Annotated in this window: 16 protein-coding genes; 4 read left to right on the forward strand and 12 right to left on the reverse strand. The window is 72.3% G+C overall.

Annotated features, from left to right (window positions below; all coding sequences use genetic code 11):
• Window positions 1-79 precede the first annotated feature (79 nt).
• Window positions 80-1549, forward strand: coding sequence for an FAD-dependent monooxygenase (locus BLW86_RS09835; protein ID WP_093878595.1), 1470 nt, complete (start codon window positions 80-82; stop codon window positions 1547-1549).
• A gap of 61 nt (window positions 1550-1610) precedes the next feature.
• On the opposite strand, the gene BLW86_RS09840 is transcribed toward BLW86_RS09835, so the two are convergent.
• Window positions 1611-2684 (reverse strand): CobW family GTP-binding protein, encoded by a 1074-nt coding sequence (locus BLW86_RS09840; protein WP_256341272.1) that lies wholly within the window; start codon window positions 2682-2684, stop codon window positions 1611-1613.
• Between the two features lie 112 nt (window positions 2685-2796).
• Between BLW86_RS09840 and BLW86_RS09845 the strand changes: the two genes are divergently transcribed.
• Together BLW86_RS09845 and BLW86_RS09850 are read left to right on the forward strand one after the other, a co-directional pair.
• The gene (locus BLW86_RS09845) at window positions 2797-4476 is read left to right on the forward strand and encodes a sensor histidine kinase (RefSeq protein ID WP_093873679.1); all 1680 of its coding nucleotides are present in this window, start codon (window positions 2797-2799) and stop codon (window positions 4474-4476) included.
• Entirely contained in the window at window positions 4473-5162 is a 690-nt protein-coding gene (locus tag BLW86_RS09850) for a DUF7342 family protein (protein ID WP_093873680.1), read from the forward strand. Before BLW86_RS09845 ends, BLW86_RS09850 begins: the two co-directional genes overlap by 4 nt.
• 37 nt (window positions 5163-5199) lie before the next feature.
• Here BLW86_RS09850 and BLW86_RS09855 read toward each other — a convergent pair whose 3' ends face one another.
• The 5 genes from BLW86_RS09855 to BLW86_RS09875 all read right to left on the reverse strand — a co-directional run bounded on the left by BLW86_RS09855 (window position 5200) and on the right by BLW86_RS09875 (window position 11695).
• Window positions 5200-6792, reverse strand: coding sequence for a solute symporter family protein (locus tag BLW86_RS09855; protein WP_093873681.1), 1593 nt, complete (start codon window positions 6790-6792; stop codon window positions 5200-5202).
• On the reverse strand, window positions 6789-7232 hold the full coding sequence (locus tag BLW86_RS09860; RefSeq protein WP_256341273.1) for a DUF485 domain-containing protein: 444 nt from the start codon (window positions 7230-7232) through the stop codon (window positions 6789-6791). Before BLW86_RS09860 ends, BLW86_RS09855 begins: the two co-directional genes overlap by 4 nt.
• Window positions 7233-7372: 140 nt before the next feature.
• The gene (locus BLW86_RS09865) at window positions 7373-8137 is read right to left on the reverse strand and encodes a response regulator (RefSeq protein WP_256341656.1); all 765 of its coding nucleotides are present in this window, start codon (window positions 8135-8137) and stop codon (window positions 7373-7375) included.
• Between the two features lie 74 nt (window positions 8138-8211).
• On the reverse strand, window positions 8212-9423 hold the full coding sequence (locus tag BLW86_RS09870; RefSeq protein WP_093873684.1) for a sensor histidine kinase: 1212 nt from the start codon (window positions 9421-9423) through the stop codon (window positions 8212-8214).
• Window positions 9424-9577: 154 nt separating this feature from the next.
• On the reverse strand, window positions 9578-11695 hold the full coding sequence (locus BLW86_RS09875) for a DNA gyrase/topoisomerase IV subunit B (RefSeq protein WP_093873685.1): 2118 nt from the start codon (window positions 11693-11695) through the stop codon (window positions 9578-9580).
• Between the two features lie 433 nt (window positions 11696-12128).
• Here BLW86_RS09875 and BLW86_RS09880 point away from each other — a divergent pair, with 433 nt between their 5' ends.
• On the forward strand, window positions 12129-12362 hold the full coding sequence (locus BLW86_RS09880) for a DUF7455 domain-containing protein (protein ID WP_030687247.1): 234 nt from the start codon (window positions 12129-12131) through the stop codon (window positions 12360-12362).
• 204 nt (window positions 12363-12566) lie between these two features.
• On the opposite strand, the gene BLW86_RS09885 is transcribed toward BLW86_RS09880, so the two are convergent.
• The 6 genes from BLW86_RS09885 to BLW86_RS09910 all read right to left on the reverse strand — a co-directional run bounded on the left by BLW86_RS09885 (window position 12567) and on the right by BLW86_RS09910 (window position 21401).
• Window positions 12567-13385 (reverse strand): S1 family serine peptidase, encoded by an 819-nt coding sequence (locus BLW86_RS09885; RefSeq protein ID WP_093873686.1) that lies wholly within the window; start codon window positions 13383-13385, stop codon window positions 12567-12569.
• A 143-nt stretch (window positions 13386-13528) separates the two neighbouring features.
• A complete protein-coding gene (locus BLW86_RS09890) occupies window positions 13529-15076 on the reverse strand; it encodes an RNA polymerase sigma factor (protein ID WP_093878596.1) in 1548 nt (515 codons plus the stop codon).
• 375 nt (window positions 15077-15451) lie between these two features.
• Window positions 15452-16339, reverse strand: a complete 888-nt coding sequence (locus BLW86_RS09895; RefSeq protein WP_093873687.1) for a FadR/GntR family transcriptional regulator — start codon at window positions 16337-16339, stop codon at window positions 15452-15454.
• Between the two features lie 160 nt (window positions 16340-16499).
• A complete protein-coding gene (locus BLW86_RS09900) occupies window positions 16500-18320 on the reverse strand; it encodes an ABC transporter ATP-binding protein (protein ID WP_093873688.1) in 1821 nt (606 codons plus the stop codon).
• A gap of 122 nt (window positions 18321-18442) precedes the next feature.
• Window positions 18443-19207 carry an NUDIX hydrolase gene (locus tag BLW86_RS09905; protein ID WP_093873689.1) on the reverse strand — a complete coding sequence of 255 codons (765 nt, stop codon included), beginning with the start codon at window positions 19205-19207 and terminating at the stop codon, window positions 18443-18445.
• A 109-nt stretch (window positions 19208-19316) separates the two neighbouring features.
• Window positions 19317-21401: a glycogen debranching N-terminal domain-containing protein gene (locus tag BLW86_RS09910; RefSeq protein ID WP_093873690.1), complete on the reverse strand. Its 2085-nt coding sequence runs from the start codon at window positions 21399-21401 to the stop codon at window positions 19317-19319.
• Window positions 21402-21456: the final 55 nt, after the last annotated feature.

Raw genomic sequence — 21456 nt, forward strand, 5'->3', positions numbered from 1 at the left:
TTAACGGCGTTAAGGGGATGCTCGACCCATCGGAATTTAACGGCGTTAAGGAAGCGGGGGCAGGGACGTGAGCACGGACATGGACACGGATGTCGTCATCGTCGGAGCGGGGCCCACGGGACTGGTGCTCGCCATCGACCTGGCCCGCCGGGGCGTGCGCGCCCTCCTGGTCGAGAAGGCCGACCGTCTCTTCCTCGGCTCGCGGGGCAAGGGGATCCAGCCGCGCAGCCAGGAGGTGTTCGACGACCTCGGCGCGCTGCCCGCGATCCGGGCGGCGGGGTCGCCCTATCCGCGGATGCTCGGCTGGGAGGGCGCCGAGCGTCAGGGCGAATGGGACATGGTGGAGCGCTCCGAGCCGACCGAGCAGGTCCCGTACGCCGAGGTGCTGCTGATCCCACAGTCCCGCACTCAGGAGGTGCTGTACGAGCGCCTGGTGGAGCTCGGCGGCGACGTCCTCTTCGGCACCGCCCTGACGGGGCTGCGCCAGTCCGAGGAGGGGGTCGTGGCGGAGCTCTCCACCGGCGAGACGGTGCGGGCGTCCTATCTGGTGGCGTCCGACGGCGGGCGCTCCACCGTCCGCAAGGCGCTCGGCATCGGTATGACGGGCGAGACGGTCGACCCCCGTCCGATGCTCGTCGCGGACGTCCGCCTCTCCCCCGACGCGATCGTCGACCGCGGCAACTGGCACATCTGGCCCAAGGCTCCGGGCGGCGGCGTGGCGCTGTGCCCGCTGCCCGGGGGTGACCAGTTCCAGCTGATCGCCGCGTTCGAGGACGAGGCGGCGGTCGAGGACACCACGCCCGAAGCGGTACGCGCGCTCGTCGCCGCCCGGACCCCTCTGACCGGGGCGGACATCGTCGAGGTGGTGTGGGCCTCCGGCTTCCGCGCACGGGCCGCGATGGCGGACCGGTTCCGCGACGGCCGGGTCTTCCTCGCGGGCGACGCGGCCCACGTGCACTCCCCCGCGGGGGGCCAGGGCCTCAACACCAGCGTCCAGGACGCGTACAACCTCGGCTGGAAGCTCGGCCAGGTGCTGCGGCACGGCGCCCCGCCCGCACTGCTCGACTCGTACGAGGCCGAGCGGCAGTCGATCGCGGCCGACGTCCTCGGCATCAGCACCCGCATCCACCGGGCCGGCGCCGGAGGCGAGAGCACCCAGCGCGGCGCGGAGGTCCAGCAGCTCGGCCTCGGATACCGGGACTCGACACTCTCCGTGGAGACCCGCGACGGGCTCGCCGACGACGCGCTCCGCGCCGGCGACCGCGCTCCCGACGGTCCGTGCGGCGAGGGCCGGCTCTTCGACCTGTTCCGGGGGCCGCACTTCACGCTGCTGGGGGTCGGCGTCCCGCTTCCGGTGTCGGTGCCGGAGCAGCTGCGCACGGCCCGTCTCGCCGCGTACGAGCCGTACGGCACGGGGCTCTTCCTGATACGTCCCGACGGCTACGTGGGCTGGGCCGGAGCCACCGCCGACGGCCTCGACGACTACCTCACGACGGTCGGCGGCGGTCGTCCGGAGAGCGCCGGGGCTCTCGTCCCGGCCGACGCGTAACGCTCCGGTACGGCCCCGTCTGCCCCACACGGGCGAGACGGACCGCACCGCGGGGTACGGCCTAGCCGATCCGGTCCGCCTCGGCCTCCGTCTCCGGCTCGTCCTCGCTGCCGGACACATACCGCAGGACGCCCCACATGGCGTGCTCGTCCGGGACGTCCTGCGGGCCGTTCAGCTCGCAGGAGGCGAGCTCCTTGCGCAGGGCGGGCGTGTCGATGCCGGAGCCGATCAGGACGAGCTGGGTGAGGCGTTCCTCGCCGGCGGGCCAGGGCTCGGGGTAGAAGCGCAGGAAGCGGCCGACCGCGTGCACGACATAGCGGTTGGCCGGATCGGCGGGGCCGAGGTCGACGAAGCCCTTGATCCGGTAGAGGCCCTCGGGGCGCGAGTCGAGGAAGGCCATGAGTCGGCGCGGGTGCAGCGGCGTCGTGGCCGTCACCGAGAGGCTCTCGTAGGCCGCGTGCGGATGGGCGTCGTCGGCGTCCTCGGAGCCGTACAGGATGTCCTCGATCGACATCTGTCCCTCGATCTCGCCCTCCGGTACGACCCGGTCGAAGAGCAGCTCCGGGTCGACGCGCCCGTGGGAGGCCTCGACCACGGCGGCGCGCCCGGCGAGTCCGACCACCGTCTCCCGTACGCTCCGCAGCTCGTCCGCGGCCACCCGGTCCGCCTTGTTGACGACGACGAGGTCGGCGAGGCCGAGGTGCCGGTCGGTCCCGGGGTGCCGCTGCCGGGTGGCCGCGAACTCGGACGCGTCGACGACCTGGACGAGCCCTCCGTACACGACCCGCTCGTTCTCGCTGGCCAGCACCATGCGGACCAGCTCCTCCGGCTCCGCGAGCCCGCTCGCCTCGATCACGATCACGTCGAGCCGGGACTCGGGCCGGGTCAGGACCTCCAGGTACTCGTCGAGCTCGCCGGCGTCGACGGCGCAGCACAGGCAGCCGTTGCCGAGGGAGACGGTGGAGCCGACCTGGCCGGCGACGGTCATCGCGTCGATGCCGATGGCACCGAAGTCGTTGACCATGACTCCGATCCGGGTGCCCCGGGCGCTGCGCAGCAGATGGTTGAGGAGCGTGGTCTTCCCGGCTCCGAGAAACCCGGCCAGGACGACGACGGGGATCTGCTGCGTGCTCAAGGGACGTGCCTCCGATTCCTCCGAGATCCCACGGGCGTGGGAAACCCCCACAATAAGCGTCCGTTCCGTCACCATTTCCGGTCCCGGGCCGCGTCCCCTTACCGTTTCCGGCATGAGCCCCGCACAGACCCGCCCCCCGCGCCCCCGCGCGCGCCGTCGACGGTTCGGGTGGCCGCAGCGGGTGTTCTCGCAGGTCCTGCTGATGCAGCTGGCCATCGCGACCGGTGTGACCGTCCTCGCCACCGGCCTCTTCCTCGCCCCGCTGAGCGCCCAGCTCGACGACCAGGCCATGCGGCGGGCCCTGGCCATCGCCGGGACCACCGCGTCGCCCCGGCTCGCCGCGGACCTCACCGGGAGCCCGCCGTCCGCGCGGGGCCCGGTCCAGACCGAGGCGGAGCGGATCAGGACCTCCACGGGCGCCGAGTACGTCGTGGTCATGGACACCCACGGGGTGCGCTGGTCGCACACCGACCCCGCCGAGATCGGCAGGATCGTCTCCACGGACCCGAGCAGCGCCCTCGCCGGTCACGAGGTGATGGAGATCGACAGCGGCACCCTGGGCCGGTCGGCACGCGGCAAGGTGCCGCTGCGGGACGCCGACGGGCGGATCGTCGGCGCGGTCTCCGTCGGCATCGAGTACGACAGCGTCCGCGACCGGCTCCTCGCCGCCATCCCCGGCCTCCTCGCCTACGCGGGCGGCGCGCTCGCGGCCGGGGCGCTCGCGGCCTACCTGATCTCCCGGCGGCTCCAGCGGCAGACCCACGACCTGGCCTTCTCCGACATCTCCGCCCTGCTCGCCGAGCGCGAGGCCATGCTGCACGGCATCCGCGAGGGCGTCGTGGCCCTCGACCGGAACGGCTCCGTACGGCTCATGAACGACGAGGCGCAGCGCCTCCTCGGCCTCGGCCCCGAGGCCGAGGGCCGACCGCTCGACGAGGTCCTCGGCGCCGGCCGGACCGCCGACGTCCTCGCGGGCCGGGTCACCGGCGAGGACCTGCTCACCGTCCGGGGGCACCGGGTGCTGATCGCCAACCGGATGCCCACGGACGACGGCGGCGCGGTGGCGACCCTCCGCGACCGCACCGAGCTGGAACGCCTCGGACGCGAGCTCGACTCCACCCGGGGCCTGATCGACGCGCTCCGCGCCCAGGACCACGAACACGCCAACCGGCTGCACACCCTCCTCGGTCTCCTGGAGCTGGAGATGCACGAGGAGGCGGTCGAGTTCGTCACGGAGGTGGTCGGCGTGCACCGGGCCACCGCCGAGCAGGTCACGGAGAAGGTCCACGACCCGCTCCTCGCCGCGCTCCTGGTCGGGAAGGCGACCGTCGCCGCCGAGCGGGGCGTCTCGCTGCGGCTCGCGCCCGACTCCCTGCTGCCGGACCGGCTCGTCGACCCGCGCGAGCTGGTCACCGTCGTCGGCAACCTGGTGGACAACGCCCTGGACGCCGTCGCCGGCACCCCCGGCGCCCGCATCGAGGTCTCCTTCCGCGCCGAGGGCCGTACGGTGGTGCTGCGGGTCTCGGACAGCGGCCCGGGCGTCCCGGAGGACCGCCGCGAGCTGATCTTCACCGAGGGCTGGACGACGAAGGCGCTGCCGTCCCACGGCAAGCGCGGACTCGGCCTCGCCCTGGTGCGCCGCCTCGCCGAGCGCCGGGGCGGCACCGCCGAGGTGGCCGACGGCGCCGAGGGCGGCGCCGTGTTCACGGTCGTCCTCCCGGACGTCCTGACCGAACCGGAGTCCGCCGGCCTGGAATCCGTCGGCCCGGGGTCCCCCGAGGAGGCGCGATGATCGACGTGCTCGTGGTGGACGACGACGTGCTGGTCGCGCGGATCAACGCCGCCTACGTCGCCAAGGTGCCCGGCTTCCGGGTCGTCGCCCTCGCCCACTCGACCGCCGAGGCGCTCGCCGCCCTGGCCGGCCGGCCGGTCGACCTGATCCTCCTGGACCACTACCTGCCCGACGAGAACGGGCTCGCGGCGGTACGGGAGCTCCGCGCGCGCGGTCACCAGTGCGACGTGATCATGGTGACGGCAGCCCGTGACGTGGCCACCGTGCAGTCGGCGATGCGGCACGGGGCACTGCAGTACCTGGTCAAGCCGTTCAACTTCGCCGGCCTCCGCGCCAAGCTGGAGGCGTACGCGACGCTCCGCCGCACCCTGGAGACCGGCGGCGAGGCGGAGCAGGCCGAGGTGGACCGGATCTTCGGCGTCCTGTCGGCGGGCGCCGTCGCCCCCGACCTGCCCAAGGGCCACTCCCCCACCACGGCCGAGGTGGTCCGGCAGGTCCTGCTCGCCGCCGACGGCCCGCTGTCCGCTCAGGAGATCGCCGAGCGGGCCGGAGTCAGCCGCCAGACCGCCCAGCGCTACCTCAAGCTCCTGGAACGCACCGGTCGGGTGCGCCTCTCCCTCCGGTACGGCGAGACGGGCCGCCCCGAGCACCGGTACGCCTGGGCGAGCTCACCGTCCACCGGCTGACGCCCCGCCCGGGACGGTCAGACGGCACCCGGGACGGTCAGACGGCACCCGCGCCCGTCAGGGAGCGCACCTCGGTCTCCGCGTGCCGGGCCTCGTCGGGCGGTTCGGGCGAGGTGGCCGTACCGATCCATCCGGCCAGGAAGCCGAGCGGGATGGAGACCGCTCCCGGGTTCTGCAGCGGGAAGAGGTGGAAGTCGACGCCCGGGAACAGCGATTCCGGGCTGCCTGAGACGACCGGAGAGACCAGGACGAGCAGCACCGCGGGAATCAGGCCGCCGTACACCGACCAGACCGCGCCCCGGGTGGTGAACTTCCGCCAGAACAGCGAGTAGAGCAGCACCGGCAGATTGGCGGAGGCCGCGACCGCGAAGGCCAGTCCGACGAGGAAGGCCACGTTGAGGTCGCGGGCGAGCAGTCCGAGGCCGATGGCGGCCGCCCCGATCACGGCGGCGGCGACCCTGGCCACGGCCACCTCGCTGTACTGCTTCGCGTGCCGACGGCGCAGCGAGGCGTACAGGTCGTGGGCGACGGAGGCCGAGGAGGCCAGCGTGATCCCCGCGACGACGGCGAGGATGGTCGCGAAGGCGACGGCGGCGACGACCGCGAAGAGCACCGTGCCGCCGGTGGAGCCCGCGCCGCCGCCGAGGTCGAGTGCGAGCAGCGGCACGGCGGTGTTCCCGGAGGCGTTGGACGCACGGACCGCGTCGGGGCCGATCAGCGCGGCCGCGCCGAAGCCGAGCACGATGGTCATCAGGTAGAAGCCGCCGATGAGCCCGATGGACCAGACGACGGAGCGACGGGCGGCACGGGCGGTCGGCACGGTGTAGAAGCGCGACAGGATGTGCGGCAGCCCCGCCGTGCCCAGGACGAGGGCGAGCCCGAGGCTGATGAAGTCGAGGCGGGCCGTCCAGTCCCCGCCGTAGCGCAGCCCGGGCGCGAGGAAGCCCAGGCCGTGGCCGCTGCGCTCGGCCGCGGTGGAGAGCAGGCTGTTCACGTCGCCGTGGAAACGGAGCAGGACGAGGACGGTGAGCGCGATCGTGCCCGCCATGAGCAGGACCGCCTTGACGATCTGGATCCACGTGGTGGCCCGCATGCCGCCGAGCGTCACGTAGATCACCATCAGCGCGCCCACGCCGATCACCGTCCACGAGCGCGCGGCCTCGCTGGAACCGCCGAGCAGCAGCGCCACCAGGCTCCCCGCGCCCACCATCTGGGCCACGAGGTACAGCACGGAGACGGCCACCGAGGACGTTCCGGCGGCGATCCGCACCGGCCGCTCCGCCATCCGCGCGGCGACGACGTCGGCCAGCGTGAACCGCCCGCAGTTACGCACCAGTTCGGCGACCAGCAGGAGCACGAGCAGCCAGGCGACGAGGAAGCCGACGGAGTACAGCATGCCGTCGTAGCCGTAGAGCGCGATCAGCCCGGAGATGCCCAGGAAGGAGGCCGCGGACATGTAGTCCCCGGCGATGGCGAAGCCGTTCTCCAGGGGGGAGAACAGTCGCCCTCCGGCGTAGAACTCCTCCGCCGAACCGTGCCGGTGGCGGCTCACCCAGGTGGTGATCCCCAGGGTCACGGCGACGAACACGCTGAACAGCACGAGCGCCAGGGTCTGGTGGCTTCCGGTCACGGCTGCACCACCCCTCGGGTCATCTCCTGCGTGTCCCAGCGCAGTTCCAGTGCGGCCCGATCCCTGCGCAGCCGCGCATGACGCGCGTAAGCCCAGGTCAGCAGGAAGGTGGTGAGGAACTGTCCGAGCCCCGCGACCATCGCCACGTTGACCGCTCCGGCCACCGGTCGCGCCATCAGCCCGGGCGCGACGGTCGCCGCCACCACATAGGCGAGGTACCACAGGAGGAACGCCAGGGTGGCAGGGAAGACGAACCGGCGGTAGCGGCCCCGCACTTCCTGGAAGGCGGGGCTCCGCTGGACTTCCAGATAGATCTCCGCCGCGCTGTGGACCCGCTGCCGCGGCACCGCGTCGGGGCGGCCGTCGCCGGGCGCCCCGGCCGCCGCCTCCCCGCCCCAACCGGAAGCCGTCGCGTCGTACCAGGGGTCGTCGACCGCCATCGCCGTAGTGTCGCGCCCCTCTTGCATGTCCACCTGCTCCACCGACCAACTCTCCTTGTCAGCGAACCGTTTCGGCCGCGTGCCCAAGGATGGACAGAGCGGGAACATCCCGGACTCTTCTCCCTTCTCTCTTCACCCCATCAGGTGACTCTTCTCCCGGGCGCCCTGACCAGACCGTGCTGATATGCGTACCGCACGGCCTGGGCACGGTCGCGCACCCCGGTCTTGGCGAAGAGGTTGTTGATATGGGTCTTCACCGTGGCCGTGGAGATCCGCAGCCGCCCCGCGATCTCCGAGTTGGACAGCCCGTCCGCGACCAGCGCGAGCACCTCCGTCTCCCGCTCGGTCAGCCCGTCGGCGTACGGCCCGGACGAGCCGCCCGCCCCCGGCGCCGCCCCGGGGCCCCCGCCCGTCACCGGCCACGGCCCGGATCCGGTCCCGGGACCAGTCCGATCGGCCCGTTCGCCCTGGCCCTCCCGATCACCCCGACCGCTGCGGTCCTCCTGGTCGCTCCGGCCGTCCCTGCCGTCTCGGTCCTCCCGGTCGATCAGCCGCTCGAGGAGCCGCCGCTGCACGGAGGGGGAGAGCCCGGCCCGCCCGTCGATCACGTCCCGTACGGCCCGCCCGATCTCCTCCCCGCCGGCGTCCTTGGTGAGGTAACCGCGCGCCCCGGCCCTCAGCGCCGGGAACAGCGAGTCGTCGTCGGCGTAGGTGGTGAGCACGACGACCTCCGTCCCGGGGTGCCGGTCACGGATCCGACGAGTGGCCTCGACTCCGTCGCAGCGGGGCATCCGCAGATCCATCAGGACGACGTCGGGAGCGAGCTCGGCCGTGAGCGCGACCGCCTCCTCCCCGTCCCGAGCCGACCCGACGACCTCGATCCCGGGAAGCAGGCCCAGCAGCATCACGATCCCCTCCCGCACGACGGCCTGGTCGTCGGCGACGACGACTCGTGCGACCCGGTCGCCGTTCGCGGCGCTCACGCCGGCACCCGCAGCCGCACCGTGAACCCGGCCCCCTCGGGCCCCGCATCCAGGCTGCCGCCGAGCAGTTCGGCCCGCTCTCTCATGCCGAGCAGTCCGTACCCGGAACCGGAGGCCCCCAGCTCCTTCGGCGCTCGTGTGCCGTCGACCGCCCGAGGCGGCCCGGAGTCGCGTATCTCCAGGGAGATCTCGCCCGTCCCGTAGGCGAACCGGATCCTGGTCCGGGCGCCCGGTGCGTGCTTGCGGATATTGGTGAGGGCCTCCTGCGCGACCCGCCGCACCGCCTGCGAGGCCTCGGCGGGCAGATCCCGGCGCTCGCCGGTGACATCGACCTCGGCACGGTCCTCCCGCGCCAGCTCCCGCAGGTAGTCCTCGACCGGCGCCATGTCCCCGCGCAGGGCCGAGAGCGCGTGACGGGTCTCGGCGAGTCCCTCTCTGGCCATGGAACGGGCTGAGGTCACGAGCTTGAGGATCTCCGAGCGGTCCGCTCCGGCCTCGATCTGGAGCCGTGCGACCTCCAGGTGCACCATCTGGGCGGAGAGGCTGTGCGCGAGCACGTCATGTATCTCCCGGGCGATCCTGGCCCGTTCGGCGAGCGCCGCCGAGGCGGCCTCCGCCTCCCGGGCGAGCCTTTCCTGGGCGAGCAGCTGGAACCCGGCCCCCCGTGCCTCGGCGTCCAGCCGGAGCGAGTAGCCGGCGAGCAGCACGGCCGCCGTGGTGAGACCGGCCCCGATGATCCCCGTCTCGTCGGCCTCCACGAACCCGGCCACGAGGACCACCACGGTGGCCAGTCCCGCGGGGAGCGGCAGTCTCTCCATCGCCATGATCGAGACGACGATCCAGATCACCGTCGCAGGCGTCGGGGCGCCTGCCGCATAGGCTCCGAGGCCGCAGAGCGCGATCGCCGCGAGCAGTCCCAGCGAGGCCGCCAGGCGATGGTCCAGGGTCGTGTGGTGATACCGCAGCGCCGCGACCACGCACAGCCCGAACCCCAGCGGAGGCAAGGGGGCGTACCAGCCGTCGAACGCGCCCGAGGTGTAGCAGCCGGTCACCACCAGGACGCTCAGGCCCGCGATCATGGTGTGGTCGAGAACGATCCGACCCCGGGGCACACCGACGCGGGTGAGCGCCTCCCGCGAGGGCCAGGAGCGCCAGGAAGCGCCGCGCGCCCGCCCCCTGCCGGTCCGTGCCCGTTCGCCCGTCCCCATACTCGCGCTCGTCATCGTGCCCGTGCTCGCGAGTCCTGGATCGCGCTTCTCGCCCATGTCCGTCCCCCTCCGACACTTCGATGCTACGGAGAGTGGGCGCCGATGTGATCGGCCCGTGGGTGGAGCGTGTGGCTCCACCCACAGGTGGAGACGCTCAGGCGTCGATGCGCGAGCGGTCGAGCGTCGCCGCCGAGCCGGTGATGAACTCCTTGCGGGGTGCCACGTCGTTGCCCATGAGGAGGTCGAAGACCTGCTCCGCCGCGTCCAGGTCGCCGATGTTGATCCGGCGCAGGGTGCGGTGGCGCGGGTCCATCGTGGTCTCCGCGAGCTGGTCGGCGTCCATCTCGCCCAGACCCTTGTAGCGCTGGATGGCGTCCTTGTAGCGGACCCCCTTGCGCTGGAACTCCAGCAGGGTCTGCCGCAGCTCGTTGTCCGAGTACGTGTAGACGTACTTGTCCTGGCCCTTCTTGGGCTGGACGAGCTCGATCCGGTGCAGCGGCGGCACTGCGGCGAAGACGCGGCCCTGCTCGACCATGGGCCGCATGTAGCGCTGGAAGAGCGTGAGCAGCAGGGTGCGGATGTGGGAGCCGTCGACGTCGGCGTCGGTCATCATGATGACCTTGCCGTACCGGGCGGCGTCGATGTCGAAGGTGCGGCCCGAGCCCGCTCCTATGACCTGGATGATCGCGCCGCACTCGGCGTTCTTCAGCATGTCCGAGACGGACGACTTCTGGACGTTGAGGATCTTTCCGCGGATCGGCAGCAGGGCCTGGAACTCGCTGTTCCGGGCGAGCTTGGCCGTGCCGAGGGCCGAGTCTCCCTCGACGATGAAGAGCTCGCTGCGCTCCACGTCGTCGCTGCGGCAGTCCGCGAGCTTGGCCGGCAGCGAGGAGGACTCGAGCGCGGTCTTCCTGCGCTGCGCCTCCTTGTGCTGACGGGCCGCGATCCGGGTCCGCGCCGCGGCGACGGCCTTCTCGAGCACGGCGCGGGCCTGCGCCTTGGCGTCCCGCTTGGTGGAGGTGAGGAAGGCCTTGAGCTCCTTGGCCACCACGTTCGCCACGATCCGGCGGGCGGCGGAGGTGCCGAGCACCTCCTTGGTCTGCCCCTCGAACTGCGGCTCGGCGAGGCGGACCGTCACGACGGCCGTGAGTCCCTCCAGGGCGTCGTCCTTGACGATGTCGTCCTCGGCGACGCGCAGCATCTTGGCCGAGCGCAGCACCTCGTTCACCGTCTTGGTGATGGCCTGCTCGAAGCCCGAGACGTGGGTGCCGCCCTTGGGGGTGGCGATGATGTTGACGAAGGACTTGACCGTGGTGTCGTAGCCGGTGCCCCAGCGCAGGGCGACGTCGACGGCGAGCTCACGGGTGACCTCGGTCGGGGTCATGTGGCCGCGTTCGTCGAGGACCGGGACGGTCTCCTTGAAGGTGCCCTGCCCGGTGAGGCGCTGGATGTCGCAGACGGCCTTGTCCTGGGCGAGGTACTCGCAGAACTCGCTGATGCCGCCGTCGAAGCGGAAGGTCTCCTCGCTCTTGCCGACGCCGGCCAGGTCCCGCTCGTCGCGGACGACGATGGTGAGGCCCGGGACGAGGAAGGCGGTCTGCCGGGCGCGCTGGTGGAGCGTCTCCAGGGAGAGCTTGGCGTCCTTGAGGAAGATCTGCCGGTCCGCCCAGTAGCGGATGCGCGTGCCGGTGCGGGCCTTGGGGACGCGCTTGCCCTTGATGAGGCCGTTGGCCGGGTCGAAGGGGCTGTCGGGGCCCGGCTCGGTGAAGATGCCGGGGACGCCACGACGGAAGGAGATGGAATGGGTCGCGCTGTTCCGGTCGACCTCGACGTCGAGGCGGGCCGACAGGGCGTTGACGACGGAGGCGCCGACGCCGTGCAGACCACCGGACGCCGCGTACGACCCGCCGCCGAACTTTCCGCCGGCGTGCAGCTTGGTCATGACGACCTCGACGCCGGAGAGGCCGGTCTTCGGCTCGACGTCGACCGGGATGCCCCGGCCGTTGTCCCGGACCTCCACGGAGCCGTCGTCGTGGAGGATGACCTCGATGTGGTCGCAGTAGCCACCGAGGGCCTCGTCGACCGAGTTGTCGATGATCTCCCAGATGCAGTGCATCAGGCCGCGACTGTCGGTGGACCCGATGTACATACCAGGGCGCTTGCGGACCGCTTCGAGCCCTTCGAGTACGAGCAGGTGCCGAGCGGTGTAGTTGGAACCGTCACGGTCTGCGGTCAGCAGCGCACTGGACGGCACGGACGTCTCGGCGGTCACGCGGTTCGCTCCTCGCTGAATTTGAAATCTGGCCCGGTGGGGTAAGGCCCGGCGTCGGTCACCGCTCAGAGGGTACCGATGCCTGGTAGAGCCGTTGTAACGCCACCCTCCCCGATTCCTCATGCTAGTCCAGCCTCGCATGGATGTTCGATCCCTCGATGGGGTGACGTGAACATCACGTTCCCTTCCAGGCATGAACCATTTAGGCTCCGGGCACGTCCTCATGAACAACCGGCAACCCCGCCGGGAGGGCTAACCAACACAAGCAACGCGAAATCCGTAGAGCGACGCAATACGGCCCATTCGCCGCCAACCGGCAGCAGACAGCCACCTTGGGAAGAAGTTTCAAGGAAAAGGCACGAGCGGGAACGTTTTCGGCCTGGTTGGATGTTGACCCTGGTACGACAGCTCGTCGAGCTAGAGAAGAGGCGACGTGACTACTGTTCTGACCCCCGCGAGCCCCCTGACGGCCGCTGACCGTTGCGACCGCTGCGGCGCCCAGGCATACCTGCGCGTCGTTCTGACCAGCGGAGGTGACTTGCTCTTCTGCGCCCACCACGGACGTAAGTTCGAGCCGGAACTCAAGAAGATCGCCGTTGAGATACAGGATGAGACGGACCGGCTCACGGACGTGCCGGCCCGCACGATGGGCGAAGACCACGCCTGACGCCATCCACGACGAGCCCAGGGCCGGTCGCTGACCGGACGGCGGGCGGTCGCCCCACGCGTTTCGCGAGGGTGACCGCCCGTTCTCGTGCCCGACGCCCTTCCGCCTCCAGCGGAATCGGCGTCCCCTGTCCTCGGCGAGAGTCGGTGTCCTCCGTACCCGTCGGGATCCAGGGCAGATCCGCGCCCGTCCTCCGGGCGCGGCTCAGAAGTGCGCCGGAAGTACCGCGGAGACCCGCGTGTAGACGCCCGGGTTCTCCGCCTGCCCGCAGCCGCTGCCCCAGGACACGAGACCGACGAGAAGCCCCTTGGCCACCAGCGGTCCCCCGCTGTCTCCCTGACACGCGTCCTTCCCGCCCTGCGGGTCGCCCGCGCACAGCATCGTCCCGCGCTGGTAACGGACGCCGAAACCGCCCGGGTAAGCCCGCTCGCACGCCGTGTCCGGCAGCACCTGGACGCGCGCCGTCCGCAGCGTGGAGGAGTAGGCGCCGTTCCCGGTCGTGTCACCCCAGCCGTAGACGTCCGCCTCCGCCCCGGGCGCGTAGGCCGCGTCTCCCGACCGGGCGACGCCGATCACGTACGACTGCGGCAGCGCGCTCACCAGCGTCAGCACGGCCAGGTCACCCGAGTTGGTCGTCGGGTCGTAGTCGGGGTTGATCCAGGTGTCGGAGATCCGGACCTCCTCCCCCTCCTGTCCGCGCAGCGCCGCGCGACCGGCGATGACCACGAAGTCGCGTACCTCCCAGGGCTCCCCGCCGAGCACCTCACGGCCCAGGCAGTGGGCCGCCGTGAGCACCTTGGTCGGCGCGACGACCACACCCCCGCAGAACTGACCCGCCCGCGTACCTCCGAACCGGTCACGGCTGGACAGCGCCACGACCCACGGCGCGTCCGTGATCTGGGCCGGCTGCCCGCCCACCACGACGCTGTCGGCGGCCACGGGACCGGCGGTGGCGAGCTGCCCCGCCGCTGCGGCGGCCAAGCCCAGGGCACCCGTCAATGCTCGGGTGAGGAAACCACGCATGGAGCCTCCTGACTCTCGGGTGATGTCGGTTCACCCAGCGTCCAGCACACGTCCCCGCCGTGCACCCGCGCAAAGCCGGAGGGCCCGGCTCCCCCTCTCGGGGAACCGGGCCCTTCCGCGTGTCGCTGCGTACCTCGTACGGATCAGTCGAGGTAGTCGCGCAGGACCTGCGAGCGCGACGGGTGACGGAGCTTCGACATCGTCTTCGACTCGATCTGGCGGATCCGCTCTCGCGTCACGCCGTAGACCTTGCCGATCTCGTCCAGCGTCTTCGGCTGGCCGTCGGTGAGACCGAAGCGCATGGAGACGACGCCCGCCTCGCGCTCGGAGAGCGTGTCGAGGACGGAGTGCAGCTGCTCCTGGAGGAGCGTGAAGCTGACCGCGTCGGCCGGCACGACCGCCTCGGAGTCCTCGATGAGGTCGCCGAACTCGCTGTCGCCGTCCTCACCCAGCGGGGTGTGGAGGGAGATCGGCTCACGGCCGTACTTCTGGACCTCGATGACCTTCTCGGGGGTCATGTCGAGCTCCTTGGCCAGCTCCTCCGGGGTGGGCTCGCGGCCCAGGTCCTGGAGCATCTGGCGCTGCACGCGCGCAAGCTTGTTGATGACCTCGACCATGTGCACCGGGATACGGATGGTGCGGGCCTGGTCGGCCATGGCGCGGGTGATCGCCTGACGGATCCACCAGGTGGCGTACGTGGAGAACTTGTAGCCCTTGGTGTAGTCGAACTTCTCGACGGCGCGGATCAGACCCAGGTTGCCTTCCTGGATCAGGTCAAGGAAGAGCATGCCGCGGCCGGTGTAGCGCTTGGCCAGCGAGACCACCAGACGGAGGTTGGCCTCCAGGAGGTGGTTCTTGGCCCGGCGGCCGTCCTCGGCGATGATCTCCAGCTCGCGCTTGAGCTTCGGAGCCAGCTTGTCCGAGTTCGCGAGCTTGTCCTCGGCGAACAGACCGGCCTCGATGCGCTTGGCGAGCTCGACCTCCTGCTCGGCGTTGAGCAGCGGGACCTTGCCGATCTGCTTGAGGTAGTCCTTGACCGGGTCGGCGGTGGCACCGGCGACGGCGACCTGCTGCGCCGGAGCGTCGTCCTCGTCCTCGTCGGACAGGACAAAGCCCTTGCTCTCGCCCTCGGTCTCCTCGTCCTCGCCCTTGCCGGGTGCAACGTCCTCGAGGAGCTCCTCGCCCTCGATGAGCTCCTCGGCGTCCTTCTTGGACGTGGTCTTCTTGGCCGCCGTCTTCTTGGCGACGGTCTTCTTGGCCACCGCCTTCTTGGCGACGGTCTTCTTCGCGGCCGCCTTCTTGGCGGGGGATCCGGCCTCGTCGGCCGGGTCGGTGCCCTCGGCCGCGGGGGCCGTGGAGGCCGAGACGGTGCTCTTCGTCACGGTCGTCCTGGCGGTGACGGTCTTGGTGGCGGTGCGCTTGGCCGGGCTCTTCGCTGCGACGCTCTTGCGGGCGCGCTTCGGCGACTCCGCTGCACTGACCATCAGCGTCACACCCTCTTCCTCGAGGATCTGATTGAGGCTGCGCAGAACATTCTTCCACTGGGTTGGCGGAATCTGGTCGGCTTCGAAGGCCCGACGCACGTCATCGCCGGCGATCTGCCCATCAGCCTTTCCCCGCTCGATGAGCGCCATCACAGACTCGGACTCGGCGATCTCCGGCGGGAGCGTACGGGATGTGCTGGCCGACACGAACAACCTCTCGGAACGATGGAAACGGCTTCCGGCCCCGCCCTGGATCGGGCTGGAGCCGACGACCGTCGACGGGGAATGTGTCGACGGCGCGGGCTGGGCCGGGGAACTGCACAGCGCCTCCGTCGGCTGCTGTATTCCTTCCTCGGCTGTCACCTCTTAGGTCATCGCACGGCTCGGAGGAGTGTTACGCCCAATCTTCGTGGCCCGAGTCACACCTCATTTGCGACGAAACGGCCAAAGCGGGAGATCGTCGTACATTCGCGCCTCCGGAACCCGGGCGCCGCCCGGGGAGACCCTGCCGGGTCCCGGGTGGCGCCCGGAACCCGGCGGCACGCGGTGCACACCTCCGCCCTCCCGGCCACGGCCCGCGGGTCAGTGTTCGCGAGGGGCGGGGACGACGCGCTCCACCTCGGGGTGGACGGTGAGCAGCTGCCGCATGGCGCTCTCGGCTCCGTGGGCGTCCCCGGCGGCGAGCGCGTCCACGATCCGGGCATGGTGGGCCAGGCAGGCCTCGCTCGGCCGGTCGCAGCCGGTGACGGGACCGCCGGAGACCTGGAGGGCGGCGGCGACGATGCCGGCGAGGTGCTCCAGCATGCGGTTCCCGGCCAGCTGGATCAGGAGGGAGTGGAACTCCGTGTCGGCCCGCGAGAAGGTGATGCCGTCACCCTGGGCGAACGCGTGCCCCATGATCTCGACCATGTCGGCGAGGCGCTGCTGCACGTCCTCGCGGCCGTGTCCGGCGGCCAGGCGGGCGGCCAGGGGCTCGATCGTCCACCGCAGCTCGTTCAGCTCGCGGCGCTGGTCGTCGCGCTGCGGGCCGAAGGCGCGCCATTCGATGATGTCGGGGTCGAGGAGGTTCCAGTCGCTGACGGGCCTGACCCGCGTACCGACGTTCGGGCGGGCACTGACGAGCCCCTTCGCCTCCAGTACGCGCAGCGACTCGCGCACGACGGTGCGCGAGACCTCGAACCGCTGGCCGATCTCCTCGGGGACGAGCGGACGGTCGGCCCCGAGGTCGCCGGAGACGATCATCTGGCCGAGCTGCTGGACGAGCTGCCCGTGCAGTCCGCGGCCCCGATTACCGGCGGGCCGACGGCCGACGCGACCCAGCTCGGTGTCCACCCCCTCCCAGGAGGGCGGGCTCACACGGCCGGCGGCGGGCGCCTCCGGGTAGGGGTAGCGGTCGAGATCGCCCGGGGCGCCGAGGCCGGAGTCGACGGGGCGGGCGGCGGTCATCATGGTGTGCGCAAGGGTACTCACGCATCCTTTGTCGGCGTTGCCTCCGTGACCCTTGAGGTCTTTGGTGAAAAGCACACGAAAGGGTGATCGGCACTCGCTACACAATTGACGATCAATGGGACATTTACGGCATATTTCAAGGTAGTTGATGGGGAACCGAAGTCTTTCGGCCAACAAGTGATCACCAACGGGCCTTACGGCGAAGGCCGGTGAACACATAGGCGCAGAGCAACCCTGTCAACGTCAACGAGAGCGCCACCCCCGCGGGCTGACCGACCACCCGCAGCACCCCCGCGAGCCACCGGTCCAGGGCCGGCGACCACTGCGGGCCGGCGAACTCGCGCAGCCGCGCCGGGAGTCCGGCCGCCGATCGCACCGCCGGCCCCGTCAGCACCTTCTGCAACAGCGGAACGAAGGCGACGGGCACCGCGAGCACCGCCGCCACTCCGGCCGCGGCGGCCCGGAACACCCCGGCGCCGAGCACCCCCGCCCACGCGCAGCCGACGACCAGGCCCAGCCAATTCGAGCAGAGAGCCGGCCAGTTCCGTGGTACGGGAACCGATTCGGAGCCGTAGACGAACCGCAGCACCTCCAGGTCGATCCCCACGACGAGCGCCCCCAGCACCAGGGCGACGACCGCGGCCACGGCGAGCTTCGCGAGCAGCAGGCCCGGTCTGCGGGGGACGGCTCCGCGCCCGGTGGTGAGTGCGGGATAGCGGTACTCCTCTCCGAAGGAGAAGGCCCCGAGCAGCCCGGCGCCGAGGGCCGCGGGTGGTAGCGGGGAGATCGGGGGCCAGCCGGCGAGCACGGCGGGCAGCTCGGCTCGTCCGCCGCGGCCGAGGAGCAGGGCGAGCGTCATGGAGACGAGCAGGACGGCGGCCACGACGAGCGGGGTGGAGGGCACGCCCAGGAGGCGGTGGAGCTCGTACCTCAGGGGGCGCAGGGGTGAGCGCGCGGGTCGCCGCGCGGCGCCTCGCCGCCCGCCCCGGGTCTCCCGGCCCGTGACCCCGGGCGGCTGCCCGGCACCCGCCGACGCGGCGGCACGGCTTTCGGGGTCCCCCGCCTCCTCCCCTTCCCGCGCGCTCCGCACCTGTCCGGCGACGCCGCCGCCGCGACCGGACCCGGCGCCGCCGTCGCCGCCTCTCTCGTCGGCGAGCCGGTGGATCGGTACGCCGTGCCGGAAGGCGGTGTCACCGACGGCCGCGCAGTCGCTCCCGTAGACGGAGAGGCGATTGCCGTCCTCGGCGACCACCTCGACGGGACGGCGGGCGGCTCTGGCCTCCTGGGTGACGACCGCGGCCAAGCGCGCGGCGTGCGGGGTCCGGACGACGACCCGGGGGCGCAGGCGGGTGCGAGCGAACTCGACGGCGTCCTGGTCCGCGACGAGCCGGCCGCCGTCGAGGGTGACGACGCGGTCGGCGTTGCCGGCCGCGTCCTTGGGGTCCTCCGTGGTGTACAGCACGGTTCCCCCCTCGGCGGCGTGCGCGCGCAGCAGCTCGTGGAGCCACGCGCTCTCGGGTACGGAGAGACCCGCGGTCGGCTGGTCGAGCAGCAGGGTGTGAGGGGTTCCCAACAGGGCTGCGGCAAGCCCGAGTCGACGGTCCGCACCGATCGGGAGGGTGCCGATCCGCCGACGCTCCAGACCGGTGAGGCCCACGGTCCGCACCAGTTCATCGGCCCGCGCGGCGGAAACTCCCGTGGCGGCGCAGAGCATCCGCAGCTGCCCCCGGAGGGTGCGGGACGGGTGTCCGGGGACGTCGCCGAGGAGTACGCCGACCTCACGAGGCGGGTGGGCGATGCGGTGCAGCGGCCGGCCGCGGAAGTAGGTCACCCCACGGCCCGGCTCGAGTTCGAGCATGAGCCGGAGGGCGGTGGTCTTGCCGGACCCCCGGGGGCCGAGGAGGGCGGTCACGGCGCCCGGCCGGGCCTCGAAGGTCAGATCGTCCACGGCGGGCGGGCGATCGCGGCGGGGAGTGCTGGTCAGTCCGATTGCCTGGAGCATCGCTTCTCTCGCGGTAGGTGACACCGCTCCGCGGCAGGGCGGCGCTACCGCAACAAAATAACGCTACATTTCGGACTTTCCGTGCAGGTTTGGCGCCCAGGGGTGCCGGATGCGCACGGCTCTCAGACCTCGGGACGCAGCATCGGCGGGTTGAGAAGAGTGGCCCCACCTGCCCGGAAGAGCTGCGCGGGGCGCCCTCCCTGACGCGTCGTGGTGCCTCCGGCCGGGACCAGGAAGCCGGGCGTGCCGGTCACCTTGCGGTGGAAGTTGCGCGGGTCGAGGGACACGCCCCAGACCGCCTCGTAGACGCGGCGCAGTTCTCCGACCGTGAACTCGGGCGGACAGAAGGCCGTGGCCAGGGAGGAGTACTCGATCTTGGAGCGGGCGCGCTCCACCCCGTCCGCGAGGATCCGGGCGTGATCGAAGGCGAGCGCCCCCGGTCCCCCGTCGTCGGCGGCCTCGTCCTCACCGAGAAGCTCCTCGACCGGGGCCCAACGGGCACTGTTCGCGTCGCCGCCCGCGCGCGGAGCGGGAAGGTCCGGTGCCAGCGCCAGGTGCGCGACGCTCACCACCCGCATGCGGGGGTCGCGGTCGGGCGCCCCGTACGTCGCCAGCTGCTCCAGGTGCGCGCCGTTGCTCGGCACGGGCGGCGGGGCGGCCGGGTCGTGGGCGCAGAGGCCGGTCTCCTCGACCAGCTCGCGCGCCGCCGCGGCTCCGAGGTCCTCCTCGGCCCGCACGAAACCACCGGGCAGTGCCCAACGCCCCTGATACGGCGCCTCTCCTCGCCGTACGACCAGGGTGCAGAGTGCGTGGCGCCGCACGGTGAGCACAACCAGGTCGACGGTCACGGCGAAGGGAGGAAAGGCCGACGGGTCGTAGGGAGGCATGCCGCGATCATAGTCGTCTTCCTGACGATAAACACGCCTCGCCAAAGCATCGGCCTCGGCTTCCCCACCGCGCCGCGAGGCTTCCCGCGTCTCTGAGCCCGGCATCCCGTCACACCCCCAGCTGAAGGCCCTCGGCGGCCTCCTCGACCATACCGAGCCCCAGCCTGCCGACCCGTACGGCGAAGGCTTCGCCGGCGACCACGAGCCCCGACAGTCTGATCGCGCCGAGCGGGGCCGAGGCCAGTGGGTGCACCGAGACGGACCGGCCGGGCGCGTCGGGTCTGATGCCGGCGAGGGCGAGGAGCGCCTGAACCGCTCCGGCGGCCGCGACGGCCGCCGGCCGGCACGCCGCCGGGTGGGGCACCGGGCGCCCGCCCGTCGTCCGCTGCTCCCCCGCGTACATCTCCGGGAGCCGATGGGTGAAGGCCTCCGCCGCGTCGAGCAGCCCCCGCAGGAGGGAGGCGGCCTCCTTCTCGTGACCGGCGGCGGCGAGACCGGCCACGGCGACCGCCGTCTCGTGCACCCGGACCGCTCCGGCCCGGTGGCCGAAGGGGTTGTGGCCCGGCTCCTTGGTCCCGAGACTCCGCAGTCCCCAGCCAGAGTCGAGCGCCGGGGTACCGAGCAGCCTGGCCACCTGTTCCGTCTCCGCCCTGTCCAGCAGGCCCGGCGCGTACCGGCCGCCGCCCAGCAGCCCGGTGTCGAGCAGGTGCGCGGCCCATCCGCCCAGCTGGGGCCAGGTCCGGCCGCCCTGCGCCCGGGCGACGGCGGGGCGGCCGCCCGCCGGGTCGTCGAGCCAGAACTCGCGCCGGAACCGCTCGCGCAGGGTCCGTGCCCCGTCGCGCAGGGCGTCTCCGCCGGGTCGCCCACAGTCGTCGAGGAGATCGGCGCCGAGCAGGGCGGCGCGGTGGGCGTGTGCCTGGGTCTCGGCCCGCCAGGGCCCGGCGGGCCCCGGGTCCGGCACGAACCCGTTCCGGCCGGCCGTACGCCGGAGCCAGTGGAGGCAGCGCTCCGCCACGGGAAGCAGCTCCTCCAGGTCCGCGGACGGAAGCCCCCAACGGCGCGCCTCGGCGAGCACGGTCGGAAAGGCGAGGGTGGCTTCGATGCCCGTGCAGCGGGGCGGGAGGTGCGGGCCCGCGTCCCTGAGGGGCCCCTGAAGGCGACCGGACTCCACTCCGTCGCCGGGGAGTTGGGTGCGCCCGAGGGCGCGCAGGGTGGTGGCGGCGAGCCGGGTGCCGAGCGGCAGGGCCATGCGGGCCCCCCAGAGCGCCTCGGAGGTGACCGGTCCGCAGCGCCACGGGACGCCGGCCGCGAGGTACACGTCCGCGGGGTGGGCCGGGTCGCGCTGGAGCAGGGCGCGCAGGTCGTCGACGGAGGCTCGGAGCAATTCCCCCGGCCTCGGATCGTCGCCCTCGGCTCGGGCCTCGGCCAGGAGGTGGCCGCCGGGCCGTCCGGAGCCCGCCCCCGTGGAGGCGGTGGGGCGGGCGGCCGACTCCCCTCGCACCCGGAGGCGGAGCGTGAACGCCGCTCCGGGCGCCAGTTCGGCTTCCCAGCGCAGTACTCCCGCCGCCGCCAGGGAGTCCATGGGCGGCGGGTCCGCCGTGACGGCGACGGATCGCCCGTCGCCGGTCCATCGCAGTCCGGTGCCGTGGACGCTCGCGGCGAGTTCGGGAGTGGTTCTCCCGGACGCCACCGTGCCCATGTCCGCGAGATCCGTGCCCAGAGCGACTTCCACGGGGAGCCGGAGGGGCCGGGTCGCGGCGCTGCGCAGTGTGATCCGCTCGGTTCCGTCGGCGCTCCGGACGCGTTCGACGGTGAGGGCGGGGTCGGGGCCGGTGTCGCCGGGGACGCGCAGGGCGCCGAGGAACACCGCCCGGTCGGAGGCCGCCATGCGGCCCTGGAGCGCGACGGGTTCACGCCCCGCCACTCGCAGGACGCAGCGGGACAGGAGACGTCGGCCCGCCTCGTACACCCCCTCGGGTCCTTCGCCGGTGAGCTGCCCGTGCTCGGCGCAGACGGTGAGGGCGGGCAGGGCCACGCAGAGGAGCGCATCGTGCACCGAGGGAAGTTCCACGGGGCGCGGGGCGCGCGGGAACGCGATGCCGGCGCCTGACGTGTGTCCGGAGGCGTGTCCGGACGACTGGCTGGTGGGCGGTCCGGCGGGGCGACCGGGGGCCGGAACGGGGCTGGGAGCCATGGCGGGTACGGAGTGCTCTCTGTGCGGACCGGGCGGCCGGCAGGCTGTCGGCGGG

Origin of the sequence: Streptomyces sp. TLI_105 (assembly GCF_900105415.1) — a bacterium.
In the GTDB taxonomy this organism is placed as follows: Bacteria; Actinomycetota; Actinomycetes; order Streptomycetales; family Streptomycetaceae; genus Streptomyces.